The organism is Singulisphaera photorubra (genome assembly GCF_045290345.1).
In the GTDB taxonomy this organism is placed as follows: Bacteria; Planctomycetota; Planctomycetia; order Isosphaerales; family Isosphaeraceae; genus Singulisphaera.
The window spans coordinates 1,785,323-1,809,765 of the sequence record NZ_CP155447.1 but is presented as its reverse complement, the minus strand read 5'-3'; the positions used below and the strand labels follow the sequence as shown (position 1 = coordinate 1,809,765).

Genomic DNA, 24,443 nt, shown 5'->3' with positions numbered 1-24,443 from the left:
CCCAAAGTTCCCCGCTGAAGCGCCTGGCGACTTGCTCTACTTCCCGGGTCGCAATTTCCTGAATCCGACACTACAGGATTGCTACCCCGACTGATGCGTGCGAGATTAATCGGTGAAATTACAATGTCATTCTTGTTTCATCTCAGGCCTTTTCTTAGGATTGGAGAACTGATGGCAAGCACGGTTTGGAAAGTCAGACTTCAAATGCATTGCCCCGCCGGCAAAGCTCACTTTATCGCTGACGGCGCGGCAGCAATCGCGGACATAGCATTGACTCCCGCGGGAATGCCCGCGTGTACAATCGAGGAATGCAGCCCTTCCCGTATCTCCGTCAGTAACACGCTGCTCGATCAAGGTGCCGCGGCCTCGGATCAACTCGGGTGGAACCTCGATGTAGCAGTCAGTGCGGGCGGTTCGCTCGAAATCAAATGCGACGGTTCAGCCTCTGGATGGTTTGAGGTCGAGGGATTACCGGGCCGGTATGCATGTCCGCCTGCGGGCGCCGACGAACCAGTGGGGCTGCGGCTCACAGACGATAACAGCACGACGCAAGCGATCTATCACGCTTAACCGGAAACAGTTTCATCGCGCGACTCGCCCCCACCCACATGGGCCGATGATGGCCAAGGGTGTCGTTCCGGCAGGCTTGCAGACGGAAGGCCGGTGATAGCCAGGCACCTAAGATGCCTAAAATGAGCAAGGCAGGACTCCTGGGCAATTCATCGAAACAGGCGACCAAACAAGCATGCCTCCCAAACGCCCCAAACCTCCCCACTGAAGTGCCTGGCAACTTACTCCTCAAACTTCCCCGCTGAAATGCCTGACGACCTGCTCGACACCTATTCCGAGCACGCCAACAAGCCTTATTTAGACAGCTGCATAAGAGGAAAATCATGCAGGTCCGGTTCAGACTCCGCACGGTATTGCTTGCAGTGGCCTTGGTCGCATTCGCCGGGGCGGGCGTCCGATGGGGTGTGGCGATGAGGCATCGATCGCGGGCATACCAGACGGATGCGATCTATCACGACCTCTCGCAGCAGATCGCGACGTTCAGGCTCGATGACGATCTCTTCCCCAAGAGAAAGCAGGAGGCGGCACGTAAGTCGGCGGCATGGCACGCGAAAAGGCGTGATATCTATCTGGAGGCGGCCTCTCGACCTTGGCGTCATGTACCCCCGGTTGCCGAGCCGAAAAGCCGATGATGGCCAGGCACCTAAAATGCCTAAAAGGAGCAAGGCAGGACGTCTGAGTAATTCATCTGGGCAGGCGACCAAACAAGCATGTCACCCAAACGACTCAAACCTCCCCGCTGAAGTGCCTGGCGACTTGCTTCGACTTGCTTCCGGACCCCAGCCACCCAGACGTGAGCCACTCGAGGGTAAACCGCTGTCGACCGCGAAAGCCCGAACGCTTGCAAGATACTCCATGGGTTGAGCCGTCAACAGTGAGGAGGATCGCGGCACGAATACCCTCGCGCCGGCCGTGCTGGTACAATACGCCTGGGATGATCGTCGTTTGCCGGAGCGGAGGAAACCCATGGCGACCGTAACTCCACAGACGCCTGATGTTGCGCCGACAATTCCGGTCGATGGCGACTCCCTGTACGAAGTGGTCGATGGTCAGGTCGTGGAGAAAGCGACGATAGGGGCTTACCCGACCTGGCTCGCATCGCTACTGGCCCAAGCGATGGGGGGCTTCACGACCGAGCACAAACGCGGAAGAGTTGTGGTCGAGATGCTCTTCCGGCTCGGTAAAGACCTCCAGCGCCGACCTGACGTGGCATTTGTCTCGCACGATCGGTGGCCCCACGGACGTCAGGTTCCCCACGAGGCGGCCTGGGACGTGGTGCCCGACCTGGCCATTGAGATCGTCAGCCCCACGAACACGGCCGACGAGATCATGACCAAGGTTGACGGATACTTTCTGGCGGGAGTCCAGCGCGTCTGGGTCGTCTATCCGAAAGCACGGGCCGTCTACCTCTATGAGTCGCCGAACCAGGTCGAGATCCTTCGGGTCGGCGACACCCTCGACGGCGCCCCGCTCTTGCCCGGCTTCCACATGCCCCTGGCCGCGCTCTTCGAGGAGCAGGCCGAGTGACACCTGAGTCCACGGCATATTCCTCATTTCGCAAAGAGAAAAGAGGCGGGAACCCCATGGCGACTGTCACCCCACCACGATCCGATGTTGTGCCCGCACCTCCGATCGCTGACGATACCCTCTATGAAGTGGTCGACGGTCAGGTCATAGAGAAAGCCGCGATGGGCGTGTATGAAGGAGAGCTTGCCTCGCTGCTTGTGGCTTATCTCCTCACCTTCGCCAGGACACACAAGCTGGGCAAGGTCGTGTGCGAAGTCCTTTTCCTGATCGATCGCACCCGGAACCTCCAACGTCGGCCCGATGTGGCATTCGTCTCGGACGCCCGCTGGCCCTACAATCGCAGCGTCCCCCGGACGGCCGCATGGGACATCATCCCCGACCTCGCGATTGAGGTGAACAGCCCCACGAATACGGGCAATGAGATCATTGCCAAGGTTGATGAATACTTCCGGGCGGGAGTCCAGCGTGTCTGGGTCGTCTACTCCAACGCGCGAACCGTCTCCCTCTACGAGTCGCCGAACCAGGTCAAGATCCTTCAGGTCGGCGACACACTCGACGGCGCACCGCTCTTGCCCGGCTTCCACCTACCCCTGGCCATGCTCTTCGAGGAGCAGGCCGATTGACACCCGAGCGGAGCACCGCCCACTCATGACGATGACGACGACCGACCGCCCCGAACCGTCCCGCGATGAGGTTGCGGCCGTCGCTGCGTTGGGTGAAGACTATCGCCGGCTCCGGGCCGAGATCGGCAAGGTGATCATCGGCCAGGACCATGTGGTCGACGAGTTGCTGATCGGGTTCTTCGCCCGCGGTCACGTCCTGCTCGTGGGGGTGCCGGGGCTGGCCAAGACTCTGCTCGTCAGCACGGTGGCACGAATCTTGAGCCTGTCGTTCCGACGGATCCAGTTCACCCCCGACATGATGCCGTCGGACATCACCGGGACCGACATCCTTCAGGATGACCCCGAGACCGGCCGACGCCGGTTCACGTTCATCGCCGGCCCGATCTTCGCCAACATCGTCCTGGCCGACGAAATCAACCGGACCCCGCCCAAAACACAGGCTGCACTCCTCGAGGCGATGCAGGAACGGCACGTCACGGCAGGTGGGTCGAGCTATCCGCTTCCCGACCCCTTCTTCGTCCTGGCCACCCAGAACCCGATCGAGCAGGAGGGGACCTATCCGCTCCCCGAGGCGCAGCTCGACCGGTTCATGCTCAACGTGATGGTCCCCTACCCGACCGCCGCCGAGGAACTCGAGATCCTCAGGCGCACGACCGGAGACGAGACCCCGGAGACCACGGTCACGCTCTCGGCCGAGCAGATTGTCACCTTGCAGCATCTGGTACGGCGGGTGCCCGTTCCTGAGCATGTCTTTATTTACGCCCGCGACCTGGTTCGGGCAAGCCGGCCCAACGAACCCGAGGCGTCGGCCATGGTCCGCAAGTGCGTTTCGTGGGGCGCGGGGCCGCGGGCCGGCCAGTCATTGATCCTCGCCGCCAAGGCCCGGGCCGTGCTCCAGGGGCGGCTCCACGCGGGGATCGACGACATCCGCCAGGTGGCCAAGCCCGTCCTTCGCCATCGGATCGTCACGACGTTCCACGCTGAGGCGGACGGGATCGACTCCGACAAGGTGATCGAGCAACTCTTACAAGACATCGCCACGCCAGGGAGTTCAAAAGTTTACAACGATCCGCGACAGGGCTAGAATCGCGGGGGAATTCCGGCCGGGCCGGCTACAACCCTCTTGCGGAAGCCGCGAAGAACCAGCCCATGCGAAGGCCCAATGTCCCTGGGCCGAGGAGAGATACGGCCGGGCCGGCCGTGCTACTGATTCGACCGGGCCAGAAATTCAGCGAGATTCTTGCCCGGTCGCGGAACATTGATAATCTTCGGTGCTTTCGCTCTGCCGCGGATCGCCGAAAGCTTAACCACGCAGGCCACAAGTAAAATAAACGCAATTAAACAGCAGCAAATATCCCCCAAAGACGTTCGCTTTCAAGCCTAATGCGTGACACCGCCGTTCCTCCTCTTGACGTGGGACCCTCCGTTGCCAACGCCCACCAACCCTCAAGAACCGGATGCCGAGCTCGCGGGGCTTGATCCGACCGCCCTGGCTCGCTTCGGCCGGCTCGAGTTGATCGCTCGGCTGGTGGTCGAGGGGGTCATGTCGGGGCTCCATCGGAGCCCATTCAAAGGGTTCTCGGTCGAGTTCGCGGAGCACCGCCAATATGGGCCCGGCGACGAGATCCGGCACATCGACTGGCGGGCCTACGGCAAGAGTGATCGCTACTACGTCAAGGAATATGAGGAAGAGACGAACCTCAAGGCCTACCTCATTGTTGACTCATCAGGGAGCATGGCCTACGCCGGGCGAACGGTCTCGAAGTTCGAGCACGCACGGAGACTCGCCGCGGCACTCGCCTACTTGATGATCAGCCAGCGCGACGCCGTGGGCCTGGTTACGTTCGACAGCACAGTCCGGGCGATGATCCCCGCGCGATCGGCACCTGGCCATTTCTCGGTCGTCTGCAACGCGCTGGAAAAGACGAACACCGGCGGCGAAACCCCCTTGAGCGGCATCCTCAACGCCCTGGCCGAGCGGATCCGCCGCCGCGGCTTGATCGTGATCCTCTCTGATGGGTTCGACGCCATCGATCCCCTGACCGAAGCACTCAGGCACTTGCGGCATCGCCACCACGAGGTCCTCTTCTTCCACACGCTCGCCCCCGAGGAGGAGGAGTTTCCGTTTCGCCGCCCAGCGCGGTTCCGAAACCTCGAGCGGCTCGACCACAGCCAGCGAGTCGACCCGGCCTCGCTTCGCGCCACCTACCTGGAGCGATTCAACGCCTTCCGCACGACCTTGAAGGAACGCATCCGAGGGATGAACGCCGACTATCACGAGGCGTCGACCGCCAAGTCCGTCGAAACGACGCTGCTCGACTACTTGTCGTCGCGGTCACGGCGAGGAGGCGGTCGCACGTGAGTGGTGGAGTCCTCAACGCGACGATGCTCCTGGGCCTGCTCGGCGCAGCGGTCCCGGTGGTCATCCACCTGCTCAACCGCCGCCGCGAGCCGGTGGTGGACTGGGGGGCGATGCAGTTCCTCGACCTGGGCCCGCGTGACCGCCAGAAGCTCCGGCTGACCGAGTGGCTGCTGATGCTCGCCCGGATCGCTCTCCTGGCGCTCGTGGCCCTGGCCCTGGCGCGGCCCTTCTGGTCGGGTGCGCCGGCAGTCGGCGGCGGTTTCGGCGGATCGGCCCCCCCGCGCGACGTCGTTCTCGTCATTGACGGCTCGGCGAGCATGGGTCGCACGCTGGCGAGCTCGACCCCGCACAACCTGGCCATCCAGTGGGCTCGCACCCTCGTGACCCAGCTCCGGCCGGGAGACTCGGTGGCCGTCCTGGTTGCCGGCGATCGGGTCCGTGGCCTGGTCGACCCACCCAGCTTCGACCGGGCCAAAGTCGACGCCGCGCTGGCGAGCCTCAAACCAGGGCGAGGCGTCAGCGACCTACCCACCTCCCTGGCCGAGGCATTCCGGATCCTCGAGCGAACCGGCAATCCGGGTCGAGATGTGATCGCATTAACGGACGGCCAGCGGTTCGCCTGGAGACCCGGCGAATCAGGGCGATGGGCCCTCCTTCGCGACCTCCAACGGCGGCTCCCCGTCCCCCCCCGAGTCTGGTCGATCCCGTTCGGCGCGGGGGCCGCGTCCGAGGCTCCCAACGGCTCGATCGGCCCACTCTCCGTCTCCCGGACCCTGGTCACACCGGGCTTGCCGGTCGTGGTCTCGACCACGCTCTCCAACGCAGGCCCAGGGCCCTTGACCCGCACCGCCGAGTTGCTCGTCGACGGCCGCCCCGTCCCTGGCACCGCGCAAGCCGCCGGGCCGGTCCCGGCCGGCGGAAAGACCCGGCTCTCGTTCCGCACCACGCTGCCGACCCCCGGCGCCCACTTGCTCGCCGTCCGACTCGTCGGCGGTGACGACGCCCTGGCCGCCGACGACGAATCGGCTATCCCCATCGAGGTCGCCTCCGCCCTGCCCGTCCTGCTCGTCGACGGCGAACCCGGCCTCGAGCCATTCGACGGCGAGACCGACTTCCTCCGCGCGGCCCTCGCCCCGACCGGCGACGACACCCCCTTGGTCCGAGCACAGGCAGTGACGCTCGACACGTTCACACCCGAGTCACTGGCAGGCCAGCGCGTGGCCGTCCTGGCGAACGTCGAGCGACTCACCCCGGAGCAAGCGGCCGCCATCAGCCGCTTCCTCGACTCGGGCGGAGGCCTGCTCGTCGCCCCCGGCGACCGAACGGATATCGACATCTTCAATAATCAACCCTGGATCCCGGCGCGGCTGGAGGACCTCAAGGGGGAGCCTGGTTCGCGAGCCACGCTGGCCCACCCCGCCCCCCGAACGTTCGCCGGCCCGGTGATGGGACCGTTCGCCCAAGGGGAGACACCCGCGCTGGCCGAGGCCGACCTCTTCGTCTATCGCGTACTGACCCCAGCGCCCGGGGCCTCGGTATCCGCCCGGCTCGATTCAGGCGACCCCTGGGTCGTCGAGCGTCCCCAAGGCAAGGGCCGGGTGATCTTGCTGGCTGCGCCCCTCGACGCCGAGGCCGGCACCCTCCCGGTCAACCCCGACTTCGTTCCGTTGATCCACGAGTGGGTCTTCCATCTGGCCGGTGGCCGGGAACCTCGGACGCTACATCCCGGCGAGCCCTGGGTCGTCGATTTCGCCTCCCCCGAGCGGGTCGATTTGACGGCGCTGACGCTTCAGACACCGGCGGGAACGACTGTCGACCTGCCGGTCATTCGCGCCTCGGGTTCAGCCCGGGTCCGCTTCAATGACACGAGTGAGTCCGGGGTTTATCGTCTTACCCTGCCCAACCCGCCCGGCGGCTTCGCCTTTGCCTCGGTCCTCGCCGACGGCCGCGAGGCGGACCCGGCCTTGCTCGAGCCGGCCGAGGCGGCCACGCTCGCCAAGGGTTGGCCGCTCGTCTTCGAACCGAGCCCGGCGCGGCTCACGTCTCGACTTCTCGAAGCTGAGCGCGGAGGGCGCCGCGAAGCCTGGCGCGGCCTCATTCTCGCAGCGCTCGCCGGCCTCTGCCTCGAGGTCTACCTGACCCGCCGCCTCGTCCGGAGCCAGGGGGTAGGCCACGATGGTGCTTGACCTGTTCGGAAGCCGACGACTACTGCTGGCGGGGGCGAGCCAGGGCTGGCTCTGGGTCGCTGCCGGGGGGATCGCCCTGGTCTTGCTGCTGGCGCTCTATCGCGAGGAGCGGCAGCTCGTCTCACGCCGAACGGGGCTCGGCCTGCTCGGCCTGCGGCTCACCGCGGCGGCCGTCCTGGTCCTCGCCCTGTTCGAGCCGATCGCATCACGTTCCTATCGCGAGACGACCAAGGGGCGGGTGATCGTCGCCCTGGATGTTTCCGAGAGCATGGCGACGGCCGATCCAGGCCGCCCAGCCAGGGACCGCCAGCTCCTGGCCAAGACCTTGCGGATGAGCCCGGGCGAGTCGGTCGAGAACCTCTCGCGCCGGGAGATTGCCCGCCGGCTTCTGGAACCAAAGGGATCGCCGATCGAGCGGATCGCGAGCGCCCACGAGATCGAGGCGGTCGCCTTCGCCCGTGAGTCCGCGCCGGCGACCTTGCCCGCCCTGGCCGAGACGCTCAAACATCCGGGCAAGCCCGACGACCCGGCCACCTCGACGACCGACTGGCAATCCGTTCTGACCGGGGCGCTCCGCGACGGCGATGCCCCGGTGCTCGGCGTCGTCCTGCTGACCGACGGCCTGCAGAACGCCCCCGGAGACTCGGCCGCGACGGCCGATCGCCTGGCGGCCCGCGGCATTCCGGTCTACCCGATCTTGATCGGCTCAACGGCCCCCCCGCGCGATGCGGCCATCGCGGCAGTCCGGGCTCCCGAGCGGGTGTATCAGGGGGACGTCGCCAGCATCGAGGCAACCTTGAAGCTCGACGGCTACGCCGGGCGCGAAGTAGCCGTCACGCTCGAACGCCCGGGCGCATCGCCGTTACAGCGGCTGCTCCGCGCTCCCGATGGGACAACGACGGGCGACGCCAGGCCGGTTGTCAGCTTCGCCGTGCCGATGGCGGAGGCGGGTCTCGTCCCCATGACGATCGCCATCAGGCCACTCGACGGCGACGTCCGCCCCGACAACGATCGCCGCACCGTCACGGTTCAGGTGTCCGACGACAAGGCGGCCGTCTTGCTGGTGGATGGCGAAGCACGTTGGGAGTTCCGCTACCTCCGCAATGCCCTGGCCCGCGACCTCCAGGTCAAGGTCGAGGCCGTGGTCTTCCACCAGCCCGAAGCCACCGGCGTCTCTGCGCACACCACCTACGGCATCACACTCCCCCCCCGGCCCGAGCCCGGCTCAGCGGCCGACCTCGCCGACCCGCTCGGCGCCTTCGACGTCATCGTCATCGGCGACGTCGACCCGGCCGACCTCACGCCCGACACATGGACCCGTCTTGAAGCCTATGTTTCCGAGCGGGGGGGAACCTTGATCCTCAGTCCGGGGCCTCGCTTCTGGCCCTCCCTTTCGGGCCATGAGACCCCCCGCAAGCTGTTGCCGGTGCTCGACCCGCGGCCCGTGACGATCGACCCGGGCCAGTCCAGCCTCGCCTCCCCAAGTCTTCCCCCGGGCGCGAGCGTCCTGCCGACGCTCTCCGCGAGTGGGGATGCCGCCGCCTGGCCGATGCTTCAGTTCGCCTCCGCCCCCGAGCAGAGCCGCCTCCTCTGGGCCGGCCTGCCCCGGCTTCCTGGGCCCTGGCCGGCAAGCCGAAGCCGGGCGCAACGGCCCTGGCCCTGGCCGGCGACGAGTCGGCGGCCGTCATCGCCGCACACGCGTATGGCCTGGGCAAGGTCCTCTGGGTCGGCACCGACGGCACCTGGCGATGGCGATACCGGGTGGGCGACACTTACCATCACCGGTTCTGGGGCCAGACCGTGCGCTGGGCGGCCTCGAGTAAGTTGGCGGCAGGCAACGCCTTCGTCCGGTTCGGCCCGGTCCGCCCCAGGATCGCGGAAGGGGAAGAGGTCCACCTCGAGGCGAGGATCGCCGACGGCATCCTCGGCGCCGGGCCTGATCTCCTGATCGCGGCCCGCATCTTCAAGGCCGGAACGACCTCGAACGAGGCGACAAACGAGGCGACAAACGAGGCCGTCGCCGTGGTCCCACTTCGCCCCATCCTCGGCCAGCCCCGCGCTTATGAAGGCCATGCCCCCGCGCTCCCGCTCGGCCAGTACGTCATCCGCCTCGACGTCCCCGAGCTCACCGAGGCCCTGCATCTGGGCGATGGCGGCAAGGCCCCGCAATCCCTCCTCGACGTCGTCACGCGCGAGACCTCCGAGCGCGTGGAATTGGCCGTCGCTCGCGAACCGGCCACCCGCCTCGCCGCCGCCACCGGCGGCCGCGTCCTCGCCGACTTCGAGGCCGACACCCTCCCCTCCCTGCTCCGTTCCCGTACCCGCCAGACCGTCCGCACCGAGGAGACTCCGCTCTGGGACCACCCCGCGGCCTTGGTGCTCTTCTTCACCATCGTGACCTGCGAGTGGATCGTGAGAAAACGAGTCGGTCTGCCCTGAGAACCATGGCGAGCACGACAAACCAAAAGAGGGCCGAGCCATTCCCGTTGTTGTCCTGAAGCCTTGCCCCACGACCCCGCAAAATTCGTCACAACCAGTTAACGACAAAGGTGATGCCTGCCCCAGCCAGCAACGCCCAAAAATTCAATCGCAACAACATCATACAATATCATAACACGAACAAATATTTGCTTTGCGAATCAATCAGGTCAGGATGTCATGGCGTCGCTATAATTTGCTTGATGCTCGAGGAATTTTTGTTTTGCATCCGCGTGAGTGTCGAATATACTGCGATGACTTCAGCGAGACTGATCTCGCTCGTCTCGTAGGTTCTTCGATCTCGCCTACCTCACTGAGTCGCATTCTATTTCAAAATCCTGCTTAATCCGCTAGTTCTCTGCACTCCCTCTCCTCTCCCGCGAGAGAGTGCTGCCGACTCCGCTCGTTTCGCACCTTCCCTTTCTTCTCCCGAGAGAGGGTGCCGCCAACCCTTAGCTTGCGATTTCCCTTTCCTCAATCACGGGAAACGGGGCCGCCAAGCCGTTTGAAAGACCGGCAGACTTCATTCCATTCCTCGTTCGCAGGAACTTGTTCTCATGCGCGCACGTCGCGGATTCACGCTCATCGAATTGCTCGTGGTGATTGCCATCATCGCCGTCCTGATTGCCCTGTTGTTGCCAGCCGTTCAGGCAGCCCGCGAGGCGGCCCGACGGTCCCAGTGCATCAATAACCTGAAGCAGCTCGGCCTCGCACTCCATAATTACGAGAGCACTCACGCAGCGTTCACCTTCGCCGGGGCAAATTACGGCTGGTGCAACGCGGGCACGCCGATTCCCAACCACAGAGGCGAGAGCCTGATGAACTTGAACGGCATCGCCACGCTTCTGCCGTACATGGAACAGACGGCCATCTTCAATACGGTCAACTTCTCGCTGCCGGCGTCCGATCTGGCGGCAGGCAACGGCGGAGCCACGACAACTCAGGCCGTCGTTCCCGGTTCGGCCGCGGCCAACTCCACGGCGGCGACGACGCTGATCTCCATCCTGATCTGCCCGAGCGATGCCGGAGAGAAGCTGTCGAAGGCCGGCAACTTCTACTCTCCGGTCACCGGCAGCACGGTTCGCGGGTTCAAGACCAGCTATGACTTCGCGAACTACGCCACGTACACCTGCAACCAGTGGGCCGGCGCTCCTCCCCAAAGCCGGATGATGTTCGGCGAGAATAGCAACGCCACCATCGCCTCGGTCAAAGACGGCACGTCTAACACGATCGCCATGATGGAGAAGACGTTCGACGTCTACAACGGCGACTCCTCGGCATGGTTCTATCGCGGTTGGGTCGAGACCGGTGTAGACCCCTCCATGGGAATCAATAAGTGGACATACCCCAGCACGCCGTCGTCACGGTTGATTGGCCGGCTCGGCTCCTGGGGCTGGGCGGGCAGCCTGCATCCCGGTGGGGCCAACGCGCTTCGCGGCGACGGTAGCGTGGTCTTCTTGAAGGAATCCGCTGACATTGTCCTGCTGTCCAAGCTATCGCTCATGGCCGATGGCGGCATCGTTTCATCCGACAGCTACTGATACGGAGACAAGGGACATCATGAGACGCGCAACCAACCATCGCGCCGCCCGACGGTTCCGGGCGGCGGTGTGGACCATGGGCTTGTTGTTGCTGGGAGCGATCGGCTGCGGCGACAAGGGACAGAAGTCGACCTTGCCGCTGACGATTACCTCGGGCAAAGTGACCCTGAACGGCAAGCCGCTGCCCGAGGCCGAGTTGGAATTCATCCCCGTTGGAGATACCAAGGGACAGGGAGGAGCGGCCGTCACCAATGAAGACGGCCGCTACATGGCCACAACCCCCTTCGGTGAGGAAGGCTTGATCGCCGGCGACTACAAGGTCATCGTTTCCAAGCGGGTGCTCCCCGAGGGCGTTCACTTCGACACCCCTCCCGACAAGACGCTTCCCCCCGCCGACAACCCCTACCAGGAGATCCTTCCGCCGAAGTACTCGGACCGGATGAGCACGACGCTGACGATGAAAGTTTCATCCAGCGGCGACTCGATGAACAACTTCCTTCTCGAAACCAAGAAGAAGTAGCGAGTTCCGTCTCCAGGTTCTCGGCCAATCCCCCAAGGCAAGGGCGTTGCTCCCAGAGCGACGCCCTTGTCCGTCCGTAACGCGGGGAGCGCGAATAAGTTCGCCCACCGACTCCCTCCCCATCGCATCCGCCCACAAGACAATTGCATAAATGCCGACGAGTCGGCTTGCTTGGGGAGATCCCCGAGCAAGCCGACTCGTCGCTCGATCATTGCTGGTGACAGGTTCACCGGCTTGCACGAACAGCTTTAGGCCGCGGCGATCGAGTCCAGGCCGATCTGGCGGCGACGCAGAGCGCGTTGGCGGAAGAAGAGACCAAAGATGCCACCGCCGAGCAAAACGATCGCCGAGGGCTCGGGCACGGCGGCCGTCGTGATCTTGAAGGTGATCCCGTTATTGAAGAAATGGCAGTCCGGATCGAACCCGAGTGCGATGTCCTTGCCGTTGGCCACGTAGCTGTTCAAGGCCTTCAATTGATCGGCCGTGAAGTTGTAAACGAAGTCCGTCGGCGTGGTCGAGAACGACTTCGAAGTCAGGAAGGTATCAGCCGTCCCCTTGGCGACCAGCCAGTTGCTCTGGCTGTGGTAACGCGTGTTCACAAAATCATCAATGATCTGCGATGTCGGAACGGGGGTCGCATTACTGGGGTCGTCGACGAACGAGCGGACTCCGCTCCCCTTGGCCGTGTCGAGCAAGTGAATGAAGAGCTTGTTCGGGTTCGTGTCCCAGTTAGCAATCGACTTGATCGAAATCGAAGCCGCGGTGATCACGTTGCTCCCCAGGTTAATATTGTCGATCCGCCAGGTGTAGACCTGATGATGATCAAGGTCGTTCAGGTCGACAGGGTTGGGCTGATACGACGTCACGGCGGCATTCGCAATCGACGTCGCGGAGAGCACCAGGACCAGCGAACAAACCCCAAACAACTTTGCCATAAGTACCCTTTATGCTCGATGAGCCATTCCTTGCCTCGGCCTAACCGACCCGCCGCCGGAAGTTGCCAGGCCTCAGGAATGTGACCGCATCCGCTAGGAAGGCGACATGGTCAAATTAAGGCAGGTTTTCCAATACGACGCGATATCATGTGCCAAGCTGTCGGTTTCGAGAACCGCAACGCTGTTTTTTTAAAACATTCTGGCGTGGCGATTCAACATGATTCGGGTTTACTCTGATCGGCCTTGCATTAACAAAAAGCAAAAAGAGTCGGAAGACTACCAGACCCCTCGTTGATCAGCGGAGCCATTGGCTTACATCGGCAGAACGGTAAGACCGACACTCTTGTTGACGTAATTTGCCCTTGTTAATCTGTTAAAGATGGGCGAAGTGCGCAGGCACGCCTCGTCAAAGGCAGTGGGGGAGGTTCCCCCGAGTTCGAGACCGAAAGGGGAGTCAACATCCGATGAGTACAGCATTCCGGACGGGAGCAGTCATCGTCCTCGCGATCGGTGGGTTGGTCGGGGTAGGCGCTCGCGACGCCCAGGCCCAGGGGGTCCCCTACGGCCCTTATTCCATGACCCGAAGTCAGTTCAATCAGTTCGCCCCCGTCTATTATCCGAGGCTCAACACGAACTTCGGGGTTGGCTACTACGGACTGCCCCGCTTCTATGGTGGCAACAGGTACCGCAACTACGGTTTCTACCGCGGCGGCTACGGCTTCAATCGCGGCGGCTACGGCTTCAATCGTGGCTTCAGACGGCGCTGAGGCAAGTCAGGGACCGGAATCCTCTTTCCATTCAACGCGACGCAACCGATGGCTCCGCGCGGTGACGAGAAGTTCGTGACCGCGCGACCACCAGTCAAGGCATCCCCCGGCTCAGGAATCATTCGCATCCGAATCCGGTCCCAACCCACCTGGCCCTTCGGGCCGCGGGGCCGTTAACTTGAACGGGCAACGGGCAACACACGATCACAACCTCCCAAGGAATTCGTCTCGAATTCGACCGCCACGTCGAGTTTCGGCCTCACCTCTTCTCGCCAACAACCCAAGCGATCCGCCCCGCCCAGGGCCAATTGCACCACCAAGCACGCGGTCCCTGCGGGCCTCGACGCACGGCGAGACTGCCCCTCTCTCCCCAACGGCCTGGGTATCGACCTCATCCAGGCGGCAATAGAGCTCGGCTCGAAGAAAGGGCCCGGGCTTTGACCTCAGGAGAGAATGTCGAAGCAGGCAGAAGCAGATCCCCCATCTCCGGACCACGACCGGCAAGTCGTCGGTGCTCGGGCTGAGGAGGACAAGCATTTAGGAGAGAATGCGCGCGAGGGGCGGAATCAAGGTCGACGAGTTCGGAACGAAACCCTCCCCACCGGGTTGATGCTCCCTCATATCACCCGCCCACGGAGAAATCACTCCCCCATGCCAACAAGGGGGTATCCACACCTTTCTGCGTTTATTATTCTGTCGTTGACAATTGCCACACATCTTCTCGTTATCGTTACGATCTTCTGAATCTGTGTGCCGGTCTCCGCGCCGGCCTGAGTCCCCCCGTACCTTTTTGCCCGCAAAACCGGGCAGGGAGACGTCCATGAGACGGTTGCGCCGTTCGGCCTTCACGCTCATCGAGCTTTTGGTGGTGATTGCGATCATCGCCGTCCTCATCGCTTTGCTTTTGCCCGCCGTCCAGGCGGCACGCGAGGCCGCCCGGCGAATCCAGTGCGTCAATAACATGAAGCAACTTGGACTCGCCATACATAACTACAATTCGGTTCATAGTTGCATTCCGCCGGGTCGCGTTTGGGGTCCGAGGCCGGGGAAGGCGGCGACCGACTTCCCGAAAGTGTTCCAGGGAGCTCCGAATACGACCTGGTTCTGCTTGATGCTGCCCCAGATCGAACAAGGCAACCTGGCGAATGCGTTCAACTACAGCCTGGGTTCGGAAGGATGGGCGGGACCGGGCCTGGCCGCTGTCGACGGCTTCTTCGCCAATTCGACCGTGTCAGCCTCGAAGATTTCGTCGTTTCAGTGTCCGAGCGACCGCCAGAACCAGTTCCAGATTATTGCCAGTTACCAGGGCGGCATGTTGAGCAAGCCGATCATGAGCAAGGGCAATTATGCGGCGAGTTGGGGAAACACCAACTGGGGCGCGGCCCGCGACGGTAGTCTCGGTTTGCAATACCGCCGCTCGGCGTTTGGCCACGACGGGGATACGACTTTTGCCTCAATCACGGACGGCACCAGTAACACGGTCTTCGTCGGCGAAGTCATGCAAGGTGCGACGAACGACATCCGAGGAGCCATGTGGACGACCGTTCCGGGGGGTTGCTCGTTCATGACGCGATACGCGCCGAATTCCACCAAGGATTATCTGGGACTCCGAACCGGCGGTGACTTCCTCAATAATAACGAAGGCCTCTTTTGCACCAGTGAACCCGTCCAACAACTTCCGTGCGACTTTGGCGCCAGCGACAGCGAAGCCTTCGCGGGCTCACGCAGCCGACACGCCGGCGGTGTCAACGTGTTGCTCGGAGACGGCTCCGTGCGGTTCGTGAAGAACTCGGTAAACCAGGCGGTATGGCAGGGTCTCAACACCATCAACTCGGGAGAGATTATTAGCTCCGACGCGTTCTAGCAGACAGGGAGCGAGCGAGAAGAGAAAATACGATGGAGGACCGTTTCCGACCCGATCGAGTCCTCCGTCGCCCCGTTCGTTCCATGGCGCAGGAGCAGTAATCGGGTTTGCCTACCTTTTATTTGCGGAGCCTTCTCGATGTCGATGACGCAACGCGGGCTTTACTCCTCGCTTCTGACGCTGACCATCGCGGTGGGCTGGGCTCTCCCCGCGCGGGCCGGGCTTGACGACTACGTCAAGAAGGCCGACCCAGCCTACGCCTGGAACTTCGTGTCGTCGAAGACGACCGACGGAACAACGATCCATTGGATCAAACTGACGTCACAGGTCTGGCAGGGGATCACCTGGTCTCACAACCTCTCCATTATTGAGCCGAAAGAATTGGCCTATCCCGACGCGGCCGTCCTCTTCATCACGGGGGGAAAGGTGGGGGATGGTCCCCGCGACGGTGATCTGGGCATCGGACTCGCCATTGCCAAAGCCTGCCAGGCCCGAGTGATCGTGCTTCCGCAAGTGCCCAACCAACCGTTGCTCGGCGGCAAGAACGAGGACACCCTGATCGCCGAGACGTTCGTTCGCTACCTCGAGACCAAGGACGAAGAATGGCCCCTGCTCTTCCCCATGGTCAAGAGCGCGGTGAAGGCCATGGACGCCGCACAGGCGTTCGCCAAGGAGCAGGGCAAGCCCCTGACTCGCTTCGTCGTCACCGGCGCCTCCAAGCGAGGCTGGACGACCTGGCTGACCGGAGCGTCCGACTCCCGGGTCAGGGCGATCGCGCCGATGGTCATTCCCACCCTGAACCTCGACGCCCAGAACAAGCATCAGCTCGAGAACTTCGGGGGTAAATTCAGCGAACAGATCCGGGATTACACCGACCGTGGCTTGATCGGGAGCGAGAGCAAGCCCAATGCCAAAGAACTGCTCGCGATGGTTGATCCCTACACCTATCGCAGCCGGCTGAGCTTGCCCAAGCTCCAGATCAACGGGACCAACGACCCGTACTGGACGCTCGACTCGTTGAACCTGTACTGGGACGAACTCGTGGGCCCAAAGTGGGTCGTTTACTTGCCCAACGCGGGCCACGGCCTCGACAAGCACCGCGAATACGCCATGAATGCCGTCGGCGCATTGTTCCGTCACGCGATCGGCGAAAAGCCGTTCCCCACGGTGTCATGGAAACATGACGACCATGAAGGAATGTTGCGGCTCGTCGTGGATTCGTCCCCGGCCCCCAAGTCGATCCTTGTCTGGGACGCGACTTCGGAGAGCCTCGACTTCCGCGAGTCGCCATGGACCTCCTCCCCCATGGAGTCGAAGGAGAAGCTGACCATCGTCAAGCAGCGTCCCACATCAGGGAACCTCGCCTTCTTCGCCGACCTGGAGTACGAGATCGACGGCCTTCCTTACCACCTCTCCACCCAGATCCGCCAGACCAACGTCAAGCCGTCTCAGTGATCGCGTGAGAAGCAACGGCAAGACTCCTTGCAAGCCCTTGAAGTTCGGCCGGGCGGGCCATGCAACCCGCCTGACCGCGACTCAAGGGCTTTCCCGGATCCAACCACTAAAGGACGCCCGGGATCGGCTCACCTTCCGGGAGGACGGCGAGGGGGCGGCCCTGGCGGTCGTGGAGCATGGTGTCAGCGCGGATGCCGAGGGCCTGATAGATCGTGGCGGCGACATCGGCCGGGGAATAACCGCGGCCGGTCGGGCTCCCGCCTTGTTTGTCGGTGGCGCCGATGACTTGCCCGGCCCCGGCCCCACCCCCGGCGAAGAAGAGGGAGCCGGCCCGGCCCCAGTGGTCGCGGCCGCCGCCAGCGTTGATCTTGGGGGTGCGACCGAACTCGGTCAGGAAGACAACCAGGGTCGAGTCGAGCCGCCCCCGCGCGGCCAGATCGGCGATCAAGGCGGCGAAGGCCCGATCCATGCCCGCGAGGTGGTACGGACGGAGCGCCATCTCGCCGATCGGCGGGAATCGCTGCGCGGCCACGTTGTGGTTGTCCCAAAGGTTGCCGTAGTCGGGATCGTAGCCGTAGTCCACCATCACGAAGGGCGCTCCGGCCTCGATCAGCCGCCGGGCCAGCAAACAGCGCCCACCGATCTTGGTGCGGCCGTACGCAGTCCTGATCGCATCGGACTCCTCCCGCAAGTCAAACGCACGGCGCACCTCGGGCGAGTTCAGCAACCGGAAAGCGCCCGCATAGTGGCTCTCGACCGCGCCAAGCAGGCCCCGCCGATCGGCGTCGCGAAGCGCCTGCTCCATCAGGCCACGAAGCCCAGCGCGTCGGGTCAGGCGAGCGGCGTCGAGCCCTTCGGGCAAGGTCAAGGCCTCGGGCCTCAGGCTGTCCTCGAGAAGGGAGGTGGGGTTGGCCGGCTTATCACTCAAACCGGCGGTAAAGTCGGGCTGCTTGGGCTCGCCACCAACGGCAAACGGGGCGTGAGCCTCGCCCAGCCAGCCGGACACAAAGAGATTGAGCGGCGGGGGGCCGGGACGCGTGATCCCCGGGACCGTGATGTAGCCCGGCAGGTCGTGCCGGGACCCTCGCAGTGATGAGACCACCGCCCCCACATTCGGCTCGGTCGTCAACTGGGTCATCCCGACCTTGCGACCCGAGAGCGCGTACGCCTGACTCAGAAAGTGGTCGTTGTTGTCGTGGGAGTAACTGCGGAGCACGGTCAGGCGGTCGGCCTGCCGCGCCAGCCCAGGCAGGCACTCGGCAAACCGGACTCCCGGCACCGCCGTGGCGATCGTCCCGAGGGTGCCCCGAATCAACTCGGGGGCGTCGGGCTTGGGGTCGAACGAGTCGATATGCGTCACGCCGCCGGCCATCCAGAGAATCAGGACCGACTCAGCCGTCCCCGAAGTCGAACCCGACACCGAAGCGGCCGTGGCCCCGCCCGGCAACAGCGACCCCGCCAACGCCAATGAGCCCACCCGTAGCAGGTCACGTCGACCCCACGGACCAGCCCCAGGAAACTGCGATGGCTCCCGTCCTTCGGACCGTTCCATGCGACAACCCCCCGGTGAAATCGCTCTAATAGCCCACCGCCCGAGGCAGTCTACTCGGTCCCGATCCTTCTGGGAAACACATTTGTTGAAGACAAATTCAAACCAAGAGCGTGTCTTCGCCCCCCACGCGGAGCAACCATCCCGAGGCACCTCGGCGCGGCGTTGTTGGGGTTCCCGGCGACACACTTACGCCAAGGGTTCGGCCCGTTGTAAGATGTGGGCCGATCGATCGCACACGTGGGGAGTGCCAGGTCGTTGGCCCCAAGGCTTCTCCGACCATTGGCACCTCGCTCTTTGCGCGTTCGCAACCCAGACACAGAATCCGAAATAACGAGCCTCAAGCGATGCACGACAAACGGACTGTCCGGGCCTTACTCGGAGCGGTATTCCTCCTCTCAATCGCTGGTCTGGCCCGAGCCGACGATGCTGAGGAGAGCGCGATCCGAGAGTCGGTCGTGAAAGTCTCCGCGACGATGCGGCTTCCCGAAATCGTCAAGCCTTGGGCCAAGCAGAGCCCACGCGACGTCAGCGGCACCGGCGTGGTCATCGAGGGGAAGCGGATCCTGACCAACGCACATGTCGTGCTCTACGCCAGCCAGTTGTTCGTCGAGTCGCACCAGTCGAGCGATAAGCTGGTCGCAACCGTCGAAGCGATCAGCACAGGCATGGACCTCGCGGTGCTCAAGCTCGAGGATGAGTCGTTCTTCGACAAGCGGCCCCCGTTGACCCGGACGGAGACGTTGCCCGAGGTCAAGGAGTCGGTCCTGGTCTACGGCTATCCCCAAGGGGGAACCAGCCTCTCGGTGACCAAGGGAATCGTCTCACGGATCGAGTTCGCCGGCTACAACGAGCAGACCGCGGGGGTCCGGATCCAGGTGGATGCCGCCATCAACCCGGGCAACAGCGGCGGGCCGGCCCTGGTCGACAACAAGCTCATCGGTCTGATCTTCAGCCGGCTGAACCAGTCGGACAACATCGGTTACATCATCCCGAGCGAGGAAATCGACCTGTTCCTCAAGGACGTCGCCGATGGAAATTACGACGGTAAGCCGGCGATGTACGACTCACTGCAGACCTTGGAAAACGACGCGCTCCGCAGCATGCTCAAGGTCGACAAGAAGGTCACGGGCATGGTCGTCCACAGGCCCGACCGCGACGAGGAGTCGTACCCGCTCAAAGCGTGGGACCTGATCACCAAGATCGGCGACCAAGAGGTCGACAACGTGGGCATGATCAAGGTTCGCGACAACCTTCGGCTCCGGTTCCAGTACCTGATCCAGAAGCTCGCCAAGGACGGCAACGTCCCCATGACCGTGATCCGGGACGGTAAGCCGATCGCCATCGAACTCCCTGTCAGCCCGACGCACAGGATGTTGATCGAGCCGCTCCGCGGGCGCTATCCCCAGTACTTCGTCTTCGGCCCCTTGGTCTTCTCTCCCGTCTCTTCGGAGATCCTCACCGGCTTAGGGGATCGGACCGCCGCGCTCTTCAGCTTCATCGGCAGCCCGATGGCGACGCGACGAGGGGACAAGCCCAAGTTCGAGGGCGAAGAACTCGTCGTGGTTGCCGCGCCGATGTTTCCGCACCCGACCAGCAAGGGTTATTCGAACCCGTTCATGAAAGTGATCAAGGAAATCAACGGGACCCACGTCCGCAATATCCGTCACCTCGTCGAGCTCATCCGCGATGCCACCGACAAGTACATCACGATCAGCTTCGATGACCGCGCTTCCGAGTCCATCGTCTTCAACCGCGAGGAGGCCCTCCGCGCCACCGAGGACATCCTCAACGACAACGGACTGCGGCAGCAGGCGTCCGATGAGTTGAAGGCCGTCTGGTCCGAGAAGAAATGAGCCGGGAGGAACCTGTGGACGAGGAGCTCGCCCCGCGCTGTCGACCGTTCACGCTGGGCGCCGCGATGAGCTTGGAGTTCGGGCAAATGCTCCCCTCCAAGCTCCCCACGCATTCTGAGGGGGGTGCCGTTCGCGCAACGGCTCGGCGTGGCGGCCTGGCAATCGCCGAGAGCTCGGACCGATGTGGCCGTCGATCGGGTGATGATGGCCCTCACGGTGCTCGATTCGCTCGTGGTCGACTTGACCCTGGTCTCCCTGATCGTGCGGGTCTGTCATCTCCCTCGCCAGCTCTGGCTCCAGCCAGGGATGGCGGCCTGCCTCGCCCAGGTTGCGGGGTGGGGCCTCGTCGCGAGCCGTCTGGTTTATCCATGGGTGTCCGGACTGGTCGTGAGTCTTGCCTCCGACGCCGCGATCCCGATGGCGTGGGCGGCTCTGGCCCTCACCGGCCGCTGACGTCGCAAACCAGGCTGGATCGAAAGCCCGGGCCTCCTGTTGGGCGGCTCCGTGATCGTTCGGAACGGGGCGGGAACGATCCTGCTCTTCTTTGGATCTCGTCGTGAGGAGAGCAAGGCTGATCCCTTTTTCCGGTTCCGAACGGGTATCCGTTCCTCGCCAGAGGTGAAACCTATGGTAAATTTTCGACATAATTGTGTATCGTCGCCCCGGAGTGGTGACCGTCTCCCGTAAGACTGCCACGTTTACGGTCGGCCTTCCGAGGCCGCACCAAAAAACTTCACTTATGCGTTCATCGGTCCCATGGTCGTGCGGCCCTGGCTGGGAACGATTGCCCCTTCGGGGCTGCAAAATGCGGACATGACTTTTCTAACCTCCCATAAGAGGTTTCGGATCGGACCGGGCATGATCTTCTCCTTATTCGAAACGGCCGCAAGAGGATTTGACGCAAACCCAACAACATCAACAGCTTAGAACTTTAACAAAAATTGCCGCCCCAAAAAAATTCGCGACATTTCCTGCAATTCCTGCAAATAAATCCCCGGATTTTTCGCAGATTTTCCGTGAACAAACGTACAGGAATGGCCGCTTTGTGAGCGGCCTTGTGGGTAATATTTCCTGTCATTGCTGCAAATGATCCCTCCGTTTCAAGAGACTCAAAAACCCACCCGTTCGATAGTGGCATTTCCCGCTATTGCAGGAAATCCATTGATCGCTAACAATGGTCTGAACGAGCGGCGAAACTGGTAACACGTTGCCTGGGTCGAAATGGAAAAATTCCCCCTTCTAATAGGGGGTTCCCGGCGGAATATATAGAGGCATGAGCCATGAACACAAAAGTTGATCTTCCTGCAAACGGAAACGAGATCCGAACCGAAGTCATTAGGCGTCTGGCTCCATCGCTCGCAAGTTCGCGAATCGGCAAACCGACGAATGCCGAGATGCAGACCGTCCGGCGGTACAACCTCGCAATCCATCGCCTCGTTCACGGAAAGGGGTCGTCGACCGAAGAGATCGCGATACTGACCGGGTTGTCTCCTAAGGCAATCGAACGGCGACTTTACCGCGCGTCAAAAGCTTGCTCCGGCGAGGAATTGAACGCGGAATCAGGAGTGTTGTCGGCAAGGGAACGAGAATACCTCTCGAAACGATACGCCGACATGAACGATCCGGCCGTCAAATCGTTCGTGCAAGGCGTTTGCCACGTTGAACGAAACTGAACACCACGCCTACCCGGAGCCGGCCGCGCAGATCGGCGGTCGGCAGGGTACACCCAACAACCTCGCGGGCGGAATCGCCCTTAAATTCTTGATCCCGGAAGTACGAATTTCATGACCGGCAAGATACCCGTGAGTTTGTTGCGGCCCTCTCAATGCTTGGCTCGGCTCGTGTTGGTTGAAGTCCTGCTTAGTCCGCTTTTGCATCTTTTGATCGGAATGGGATGTCTGCTCTGGCTTGGTTCTTAAAATCTCTGGTTGTATCTACAACGAAGCTCATTTTTTCGGTGCCGACGCTACCACGGCGAATCAGTCTGAAGCTCTGGGAAAACCTCTGGTGGAACGGATTATTCAGAGGGTTAACGCTCGCCTCACTTTTCTGGATTGCTCTGATTTTGGTTTCTCTGCTGGTCGCGTTTGCCGTTCGGAAGCGTCATGAAAAAGTATCTGTTTGTCTTCCTGTTAATCCCTGCGCTGGCCCTTGCCCAAACCCCGGACCATCGCGGCGAAGCTGTCACGAAGTCGACCATGTATCGCGGCGTGAAAGCTGACGCCCCGATTCCTGGACACCTGCACTTTCACAACGAAGGGGGCAGCGACGGCCAGGGGCTCTGTGTGATCTGTAGCGTGATCATCAATGGCCGCTATCAAAAGGTGCCTGGCCTGGCCGGAGGCAAGGATTCCGACTTGTGGCGGGCCGCCAAGGCCGCGCCCGGAGGCTACTCCGACGACAAGCTAAAGCGACTCATTCAACGAGTTATGCCCGGCGAGAAATACGCCAGCTACGTTGGAACCGGCTCCCCGAAAGATCGGGAGTTGCTTGAACGAGTCAGTAAAGCTGGCTACCCAATCGGCGTCACGATGAACACGGGCCAACTCTACGGTTATCGCCCGATTCATCATATGGTGAGCCTGATTTACTACCGCCGTGGCGGCTGGGCTTGCATTGTCGACAACAACCGGCCCGGCTTTTACTCGTGGATGCCGGCTGACGAATTTGACCGCCGATGGGTCGATCAGGGCATGGTTTGGGCATGGTGGTGGACTCGGCTGCCAGTCCTTCTCGTGGGCGGCTTCACGCTTTTCTTTGTTGCGGGCGCGATCTTTCTCGCTATCGAGTTCGAGGTCGAACGCCGCCAAATTCTAGAGACTGAATCATGATTTCAACTTTAATTCTTGCGGCAGCCTTGAGTGGCCAAATCGGTGCATACGATGGGCCGCCCCGTCAGTGGGTTCAAGGCGTCGTGAACGGGAAAACAACTTGGCTTTGGGGGTGGACCGATCCTGTTAGTGGATGGGTAAAATTCCACAAGCCGGAGAACCCGCAAGCGTTCCCCGAATATCGGCCGGCGGCCAAGCCGCCTGTCTCCCCAGCCAATCCGGCTGGCGTGAACCTTGGCGCGGGCATGGTTCTTGAAGCCAATGGAACCATTAACAGCGGCGTGAACATGCAGGCCGCCCATGCGACTGGCATGATCGACACCAATGATCCCGACTTGGGCAGCAAGCTCGCGATCGGCGACAATTGCCCCAACGATCCATCCGACCCCGACTTGCAGGACGCGGACAAGCCAACCGACCAAGCCGCCTGGCTCATCATCGGCGCGGCCATCCTGATCGTGATCATTCTCAAGAAATAATCAGGCTCGTTTTCTGGAATCATTGGCACTTAAACAGAGAAATATGGAATGCCTCCTGTTATCCAAGACAACCTTGGCCTAATTTTTGTCACGGCCGTCATCGTCTACGGTATCTGGCGACTGAAAGGCAAGCCCAAACTTGTCCCGAGCCAGGCCCCTGCCCCGGTCTACATTCAAGCTCCGGCCGCCCCTGAACGCAAACTGCTCGACTTGCACATCGAGTACGACGACGACCGAAACCGGGAAATCAAACGCGAGGCGGCCAAGCGACGACTCGATCAAGCGGCCCTCGATCGCGAGGTCTTGCTTAAGATCGCTGAGGTCATGACCCCGCCCAAGATTGACCCAAAACCGTAAAGCGGGCGGCCCTCGCCCCTTGGTTCATCTGCACTCGGAAACCCCGAAAGGAATCCTGACTTGCTTTCCCTTCTCCGCGCCGTGTTCGGGCCAACCTTCAACGCTCTCCGCTCCGCTCCCTCGCTCTCCCCGAGCCGGATCGGCCGCCCAAGCTCGACACGCAGGTTTCGTTGGTCGCGGTCGATGCTGACGCCTGGACCATCAAGGTAGGCGTTCCACCCTACGACCTGGCAAGCCATAACCTCTTGGCCGAAGTCCGGGTCTACCTGCTCGCGCCTGGCTCTGGGCAGCCAGGAACCGCAAGCGAATATCTGGACTCGCCGTACCCCTACGCGGTCGTCGATCTGCGAGAGTCACGCGGCGGCATCGAGGTTGTCTTGCCGCTCCCCGAAGTCGAGCCGGCCGACTACTTCGGTCAGATCGTCTTGCTGTTCGATGACTCAGCAGTCGAGCCCGAGCCGCCCAGCGAGGACGCCGCGACAAGCTGACCTGCGGTTGGCCAACTTGGCTAATCCGTCTCACGAAAGTTCGAAGTCTCTTCCC

22 protein-coding genes are annotated in these 24,443 nt (G+C 62.4%); 20 read left to right on the top strand and 2 right to left on the bottom strand.

What is annotated here, in order from left to right; all coding sequences use genetic code 11:
* Positions 1-893 precede the first annotated feature (893 nt).
* From V5E97_RS07105 to V5E97_RS07060, 10 genes are all read left to right on the top strand, one after another.
* The gene (locus V5E97_RS07105) at positions 894-1,202 is read left to right on the top strand and encodes a hypothetical protein (RefSeq protein ID WP_406698620.1); all 309 of its coding nucleotides are present in this window, start codon (positions 894-896) and stop codon (positions 1,200-1,202) included.
* 334 nt (positions 1,203-1,536) lie between these two features.
* On the top strand, positions 1,537-2,097 hold the full coding sequence (locus V5E97_RS07100; protein WP_406698619.1) for a Uma2 family endonuclease: 561 nt from the start codon (positions 1,537-1,539) through the stop codon (positions 2,095-2,097).
* Positions 2,098-2,153: 56 nt separating this feature from the next.
* Positions 2,154-2,720: a Uma2 family endonuclease gene (locus V5E97_RS07095; RefSeq protein WP_406698618.1), complete on the top strand. Its 567-nt coding sequence runs from the start codon at positions 2,154-2,156 to the stop codon at positions 2,718-2,720.
* A 25-nt stretch (positions 2,721-2,745) separates the two neighbouring features.
* Positions 2,746-3,804, top strand: a complete 1,059-nt coding sequence (locus tag V5E97_RS07090) for an AAA family ATPase (RefSeq protein WP_406698617.1) — start codon at positions 2,746-2,748, stop codon at positions 3,802-3,804.
* Between the two features lie 342 nt (positions 3,805-4,146).
* On the top strand, positions 4,147-5,082 hold the full coding sequence (locus V5E97_RS07085) for a DUF58 domain-containing protein (protein ID WP_406698616.1): 936 nt from the start codon (positions 4,147-4,149) through the stop codon (positions 5,080-5,082).
* Positions 5,079-7,268 (top strand): BatA domain-containing protein, encoded by a 2,190-nt coding sequence (locus tag V5E97_RS07080; protein ID WP_406698615.1) that lies wholly within the window; start codon positions 5,079-5,081, stop codon positions 7,266-7,268. The genes V5E97_RS07085 and V5E97_RS07080 overlap by 4 nt, the downstream gene beginning before the upstream one ends.
* On the top strand, positions 7,258-9,216 hold the full coding sequence (locus V5E97_RS07075) for a hypothetical protein (protein ID WP_406698614.1): 1,959 nt from the start codon (positions 7,258-7,260) through the stop codon (positions 9,214-9,216). The genes V5E97_RS07080 and V5E97_RS07075 overlap by 11 nt, the downstream gene beginning before the upstream one ends.
* A gap of 74 nt (positions 9,217-9,290) precedes the next feature.
* Positions 9,291-9,707: a hypothetical protein gene (locus V5E97_RS07070; protein WP_406698613.1), complete on the top strand. Its 417-nt coding sequence runs from the start codon at positions 9,291-9,293 to the stop codon at positions 9,705-9,707.
* 596 nt (positions 9,708-10,303) lie between these two features.
* The gene (locus V5E97_RS07065) at positions 10,304-11,287 is read left to right on the top strand and encodes a DUF1559 family PulG-like putative transporter (protein ID WP_406698612.1); all 984 of its coding nucleotides are present in this window, start codon (positions 10,304-10,306) and stop codon (positions 11,285-11,287) included.
* A gap of 19 nt (positions 11,288-11,306) precedes the next feature.
* Complete coding sequence (locus V5E97_RS07060; RefSeq protein ID WP_406698611.1) at positions 11,307-11,807, top strand: carboxypeptidase-like regulatory domain-containing protein; 501 nt, start codon at positions 11,307-11,309, stop codon at positions 11,805-11,807.
* A gap of 248 nt (positions 11,808-12,055) precedes the next feature.
* On the opposite strand, the gene V5E97_RS07055 is transcribed toward V5E97_RS07060, so the two are convergent.
* Positions 12,056-12,742, bottom strand: a complete 687-nt coding sequence (locus tag V5E97_RS07055) for a PEP-CTERM sorting domain-containing protein (protein ID WP_406698610.1) — start codon at positions 12,740-12,742, stop codon at positions 12,056-12,058.
* 464 nt (positions 12,743-13,206) lie between these two features.
* Between V5E97_RS07055 and V5E97_RS07050 the strand changes: the two genes are divergently transcribed.
* From V5E97_RS07050 to V5E97_RS07040, 3 genes are all read left to right on the top strand, one after another.
* Positions 13,207-13,509 (top strand): hypothetical protein, encoded by a 303-nt coding sequence (locus tag V5E97_RS07050; protein ID WP_406698609.1) that lies wholly within the window; start codon positions 13,207-13,209, stop codon positions 13,507-13,509.
* A gap of 820 nt (positions 13,510-14,329) precedes the next feature.
* Positions 14,330-15,373, top strand: coding sequence for a DUF1559 family PulG-like putative transporter (locus tag V5E97_RS07045; RefSeq protein ID WP_406698608.1), 1,044 nt, complete (start codon positions 14,330-14,332; stop codon positions 15,371-15,373).
* A 138-nt stretch (positions 15,374-15,511) separates the two neighbouring features.
* Positions 15,512-16,828, top strand: a complete 1,317-nt coding sequence (locus V5E97_RS07040) for a PhoPQ-activated pathogenicity-related family protein (protein WP_406698607.1) — start codon at positions 15,512-15,514, stop codon at positions 16,826-16,828.
* Between the two features lie 106 nt (positions 16,829-16,934).
* On the opposite strand, the gene V5E97_RS07035 is transcribed toward V5E97_RS07040, so the two are convergent.
* Positions 16,935-18,380, bottom strand: a complete 1,446-nt coding sequence (locus V5E97_RS07035) for a DUF1501 domain-containing protein (RefSeq protein WP_406698606.1) — start codon at positions 18,378-18,380, stop codon at positions 16,935-16,937.
* Positions 18,381-18,724: 344 nt separating this feature from the next.
* Here V5E97_RS07035 and V5E97_RS07030 point away from each other — a divergent pair, with 344 nt between their 5' ends.
* The 7 genes from V5E97_RS07030 (at position 18,725) to V5E97_RS07000 (ending at position 24,388) form a co-directional block, all read left to right on the top strand.
* On the top strand, positions 18,725-20,233 hold the full coding sequence (locus tag V5E97_RS07030) for a S1C family serine protease (RefSeq protein ID WP_406698605.1): 1,509 nt from the start codon (positions 18,725-18,727) through the stop codon (positions 20,231-20,233).
* 123 nt (positions 20,234-20,356) lie between these two features.
* The gene (locus V5E97_RS07025) at positions 20,357-20,686 is read left to right on the top strand and encodes a hypothetical protein (protein WP_406698604.1); all 330 of its coding nucleotides are present in this window, start codon (positions 20,357-20,359) and stop codon (positions 20,684-20,686) included.
* Positions 20,687-21,513: 827 nt separating this feature from the next.
* Positions 21,514-21,906 (top strand): sigma factor-like helix-turn-helix DNA-binding protein, encoded by a 393-nt coding sequence (locus tag V5E97_RS07020; RefSeq protein ID WP_406698603.1) that lies wholly within the window; start codon positions 21,514-21,516, stop codon positions 21,904-21,906.
* Between the two features lie 432 nt (positions 21,907-22,338).
* Positions 22,339-23,064 carry a hypothetical protein gene (locus V5E97_RS07015; protein ID WP_406698602.1) on the top strand — a complete coding sequence of 242 codons (726 nt, stop codon included), beginning with the start codon at positions 22,339-22,341 and terminating at the stop codon, positions 23,062-23,064.
* A gap of 227 nt (positions 23,065-23,291) precedes the next feature.
* Entirely contained in the window at positions 23,292-23,543 is a 252-nt protein-coding gene (locus V5E97_RS07010; RefSeq protein WP_406698601.1) for a hypothetical protein, read from the top strand.
* A 48-nt stretch (positions 23,544-23,591) separates the two neighbouring features.
* Entirely contained in the window at positions 23,592-23,900 is a 309-nt protein-coding gene (locus V5E97_RS07005; protein ID WP_406698600.1) for a hypothetical protein, read from the top strand.
* A 170-nt stretch (positions 23,901-24,070) separates the two neighbouring features.
* Positions 24,071-24,388, top strand: coding sequence for a hypothetical protein (locus V5E97_RS07000; protein WP_406698599.1), 318 nt, complete (start codon positions 24,071-24,073; stop codon positions 24,386-24,388).
* Positions 24,389-24,443 lie beyond the last annotated feature (55 nt).

What these genes read in the sequence shown, in the direction of transcription:
- V5E97_RS07105 (WP_406698620.1), top strand. Translation starts at nt 894, where the DNA reads ATGCAGGTCCGGTTCAGACTCCGCACGGTATTGCTTGCAGTGGCCTTG.
- V5E97_RS07100 (WP_406698619.1), top strand. Translation starts at nt 1,537, where the DNA reads ATGGCGACCGTAACTCCACAGACGCCTGATGTTGCGCCGACAATTCCG.
- V5E97_RS07095 (WP_406698618.1), top strand. Translation starts at nt 2,154, where the DNA reads ATGGCGACTGTCACCCCACCACGATCCGATGTTGTGCCCGCACCTCCG.
- V5E97_RS07090 (WP_406698617.1), top strand. Translation starts at nt 2,746, where the DNA reads ATGACGATGACGACGACCGACCGCCCCGAACCGTCCCGCGATGAGGTT.
- V5E97_RS07075 (WP_406698614.1), top strand. Translation starts at nt 7,258, where the DNA reads ATGGTGCTTGACCTGTTCGGAAGCCGACGACTACTGCTGGCGGGGGCG.
- V5E97_RS07065 (WP_406698612.1), top strand. Translation starts at nt 10,304, where the DNA reads ATGCGCGCACGTCGCGGATTCACGCTCATCGAATTGCTCGTGGTGATT.
- V5E97_RS07060 (WP_406698611.1), top strand. Translation starts at nt 11,307, where the DNA reads ATGAGACGCGCAACCAACCATCGCGCCGCCCGACGGTTCCGGGCGGCG.
- V5E97_RS07055 (WP_406698610.1), bottom strand. Translation starts at nt 12,742, where the DNA reads ATGGCAAAGTTGTTTGGGGTTTGTTCGCTGGTCCTGGTGCTCTCCGCG.
- V5E97_RS07050 (WP_406698609.1), top strand. Translation starts at nt 13,207, where the DNA reads ATGAGTACAGCATTCCGGACGGGAGCAGTCATCGTCCTCGCGATCGGT.
- V5E97_RS07045 (WP_406698608.1), top strand. Translation starts at nt 14,330, where the DNA reads ATGAGACGGTTGCGCCGTTCGGCCTTCACGCTCATCGAGCTTTTGGTG.
- V5E97_RS07040 (WP_406698607.1), top strand. Translation starts at nt 15,512, where the DNA reads ATGTCGATGACGCAACGCGGGCTTTACTCCTCGCTTCTGACGCTGACC.
- V5E97_RS07035 (WP_406698606.1), bottom strand. Translation starts at nt 18,380, where the DNA reads ATGGAACGGTCCGAAGGACGGGAGCCATCGCAGTTTCCTGGGGCTGGT.
- V5E97_RS07030 (WP_406698605.1), top strand. Translation starts at nt 18,725, where the DNA reads ATGCACGACAAACGGACTGTCCGGGCCTTACTCGGAGCGGTATTCCTC.
- V5E97_RS07020 (WP_406698603.1), top strand. Translation starts at nt 21,514, where the DNA reads ATGAACACAAAAGTTGATCTTCCTGCAAACGGAAACGAGATCCGAACC.
- V5E97_RS07015 (WP_406698602.1), top strand. Translation starts at nt 22,339, where the DNA reads ATGAAAAAGTATCTGTTTGTCTTCCTGTTAATCCCTGCGCTGGCCCTT.
- V5E97_RS07005 (WP_406698600.1), top strand. Translation starts at nt 23,592, where the DNA reads ATGCCTCCTGTTATCCAAGACAACCTTGGCCTAATTTTTGTCACGGCC.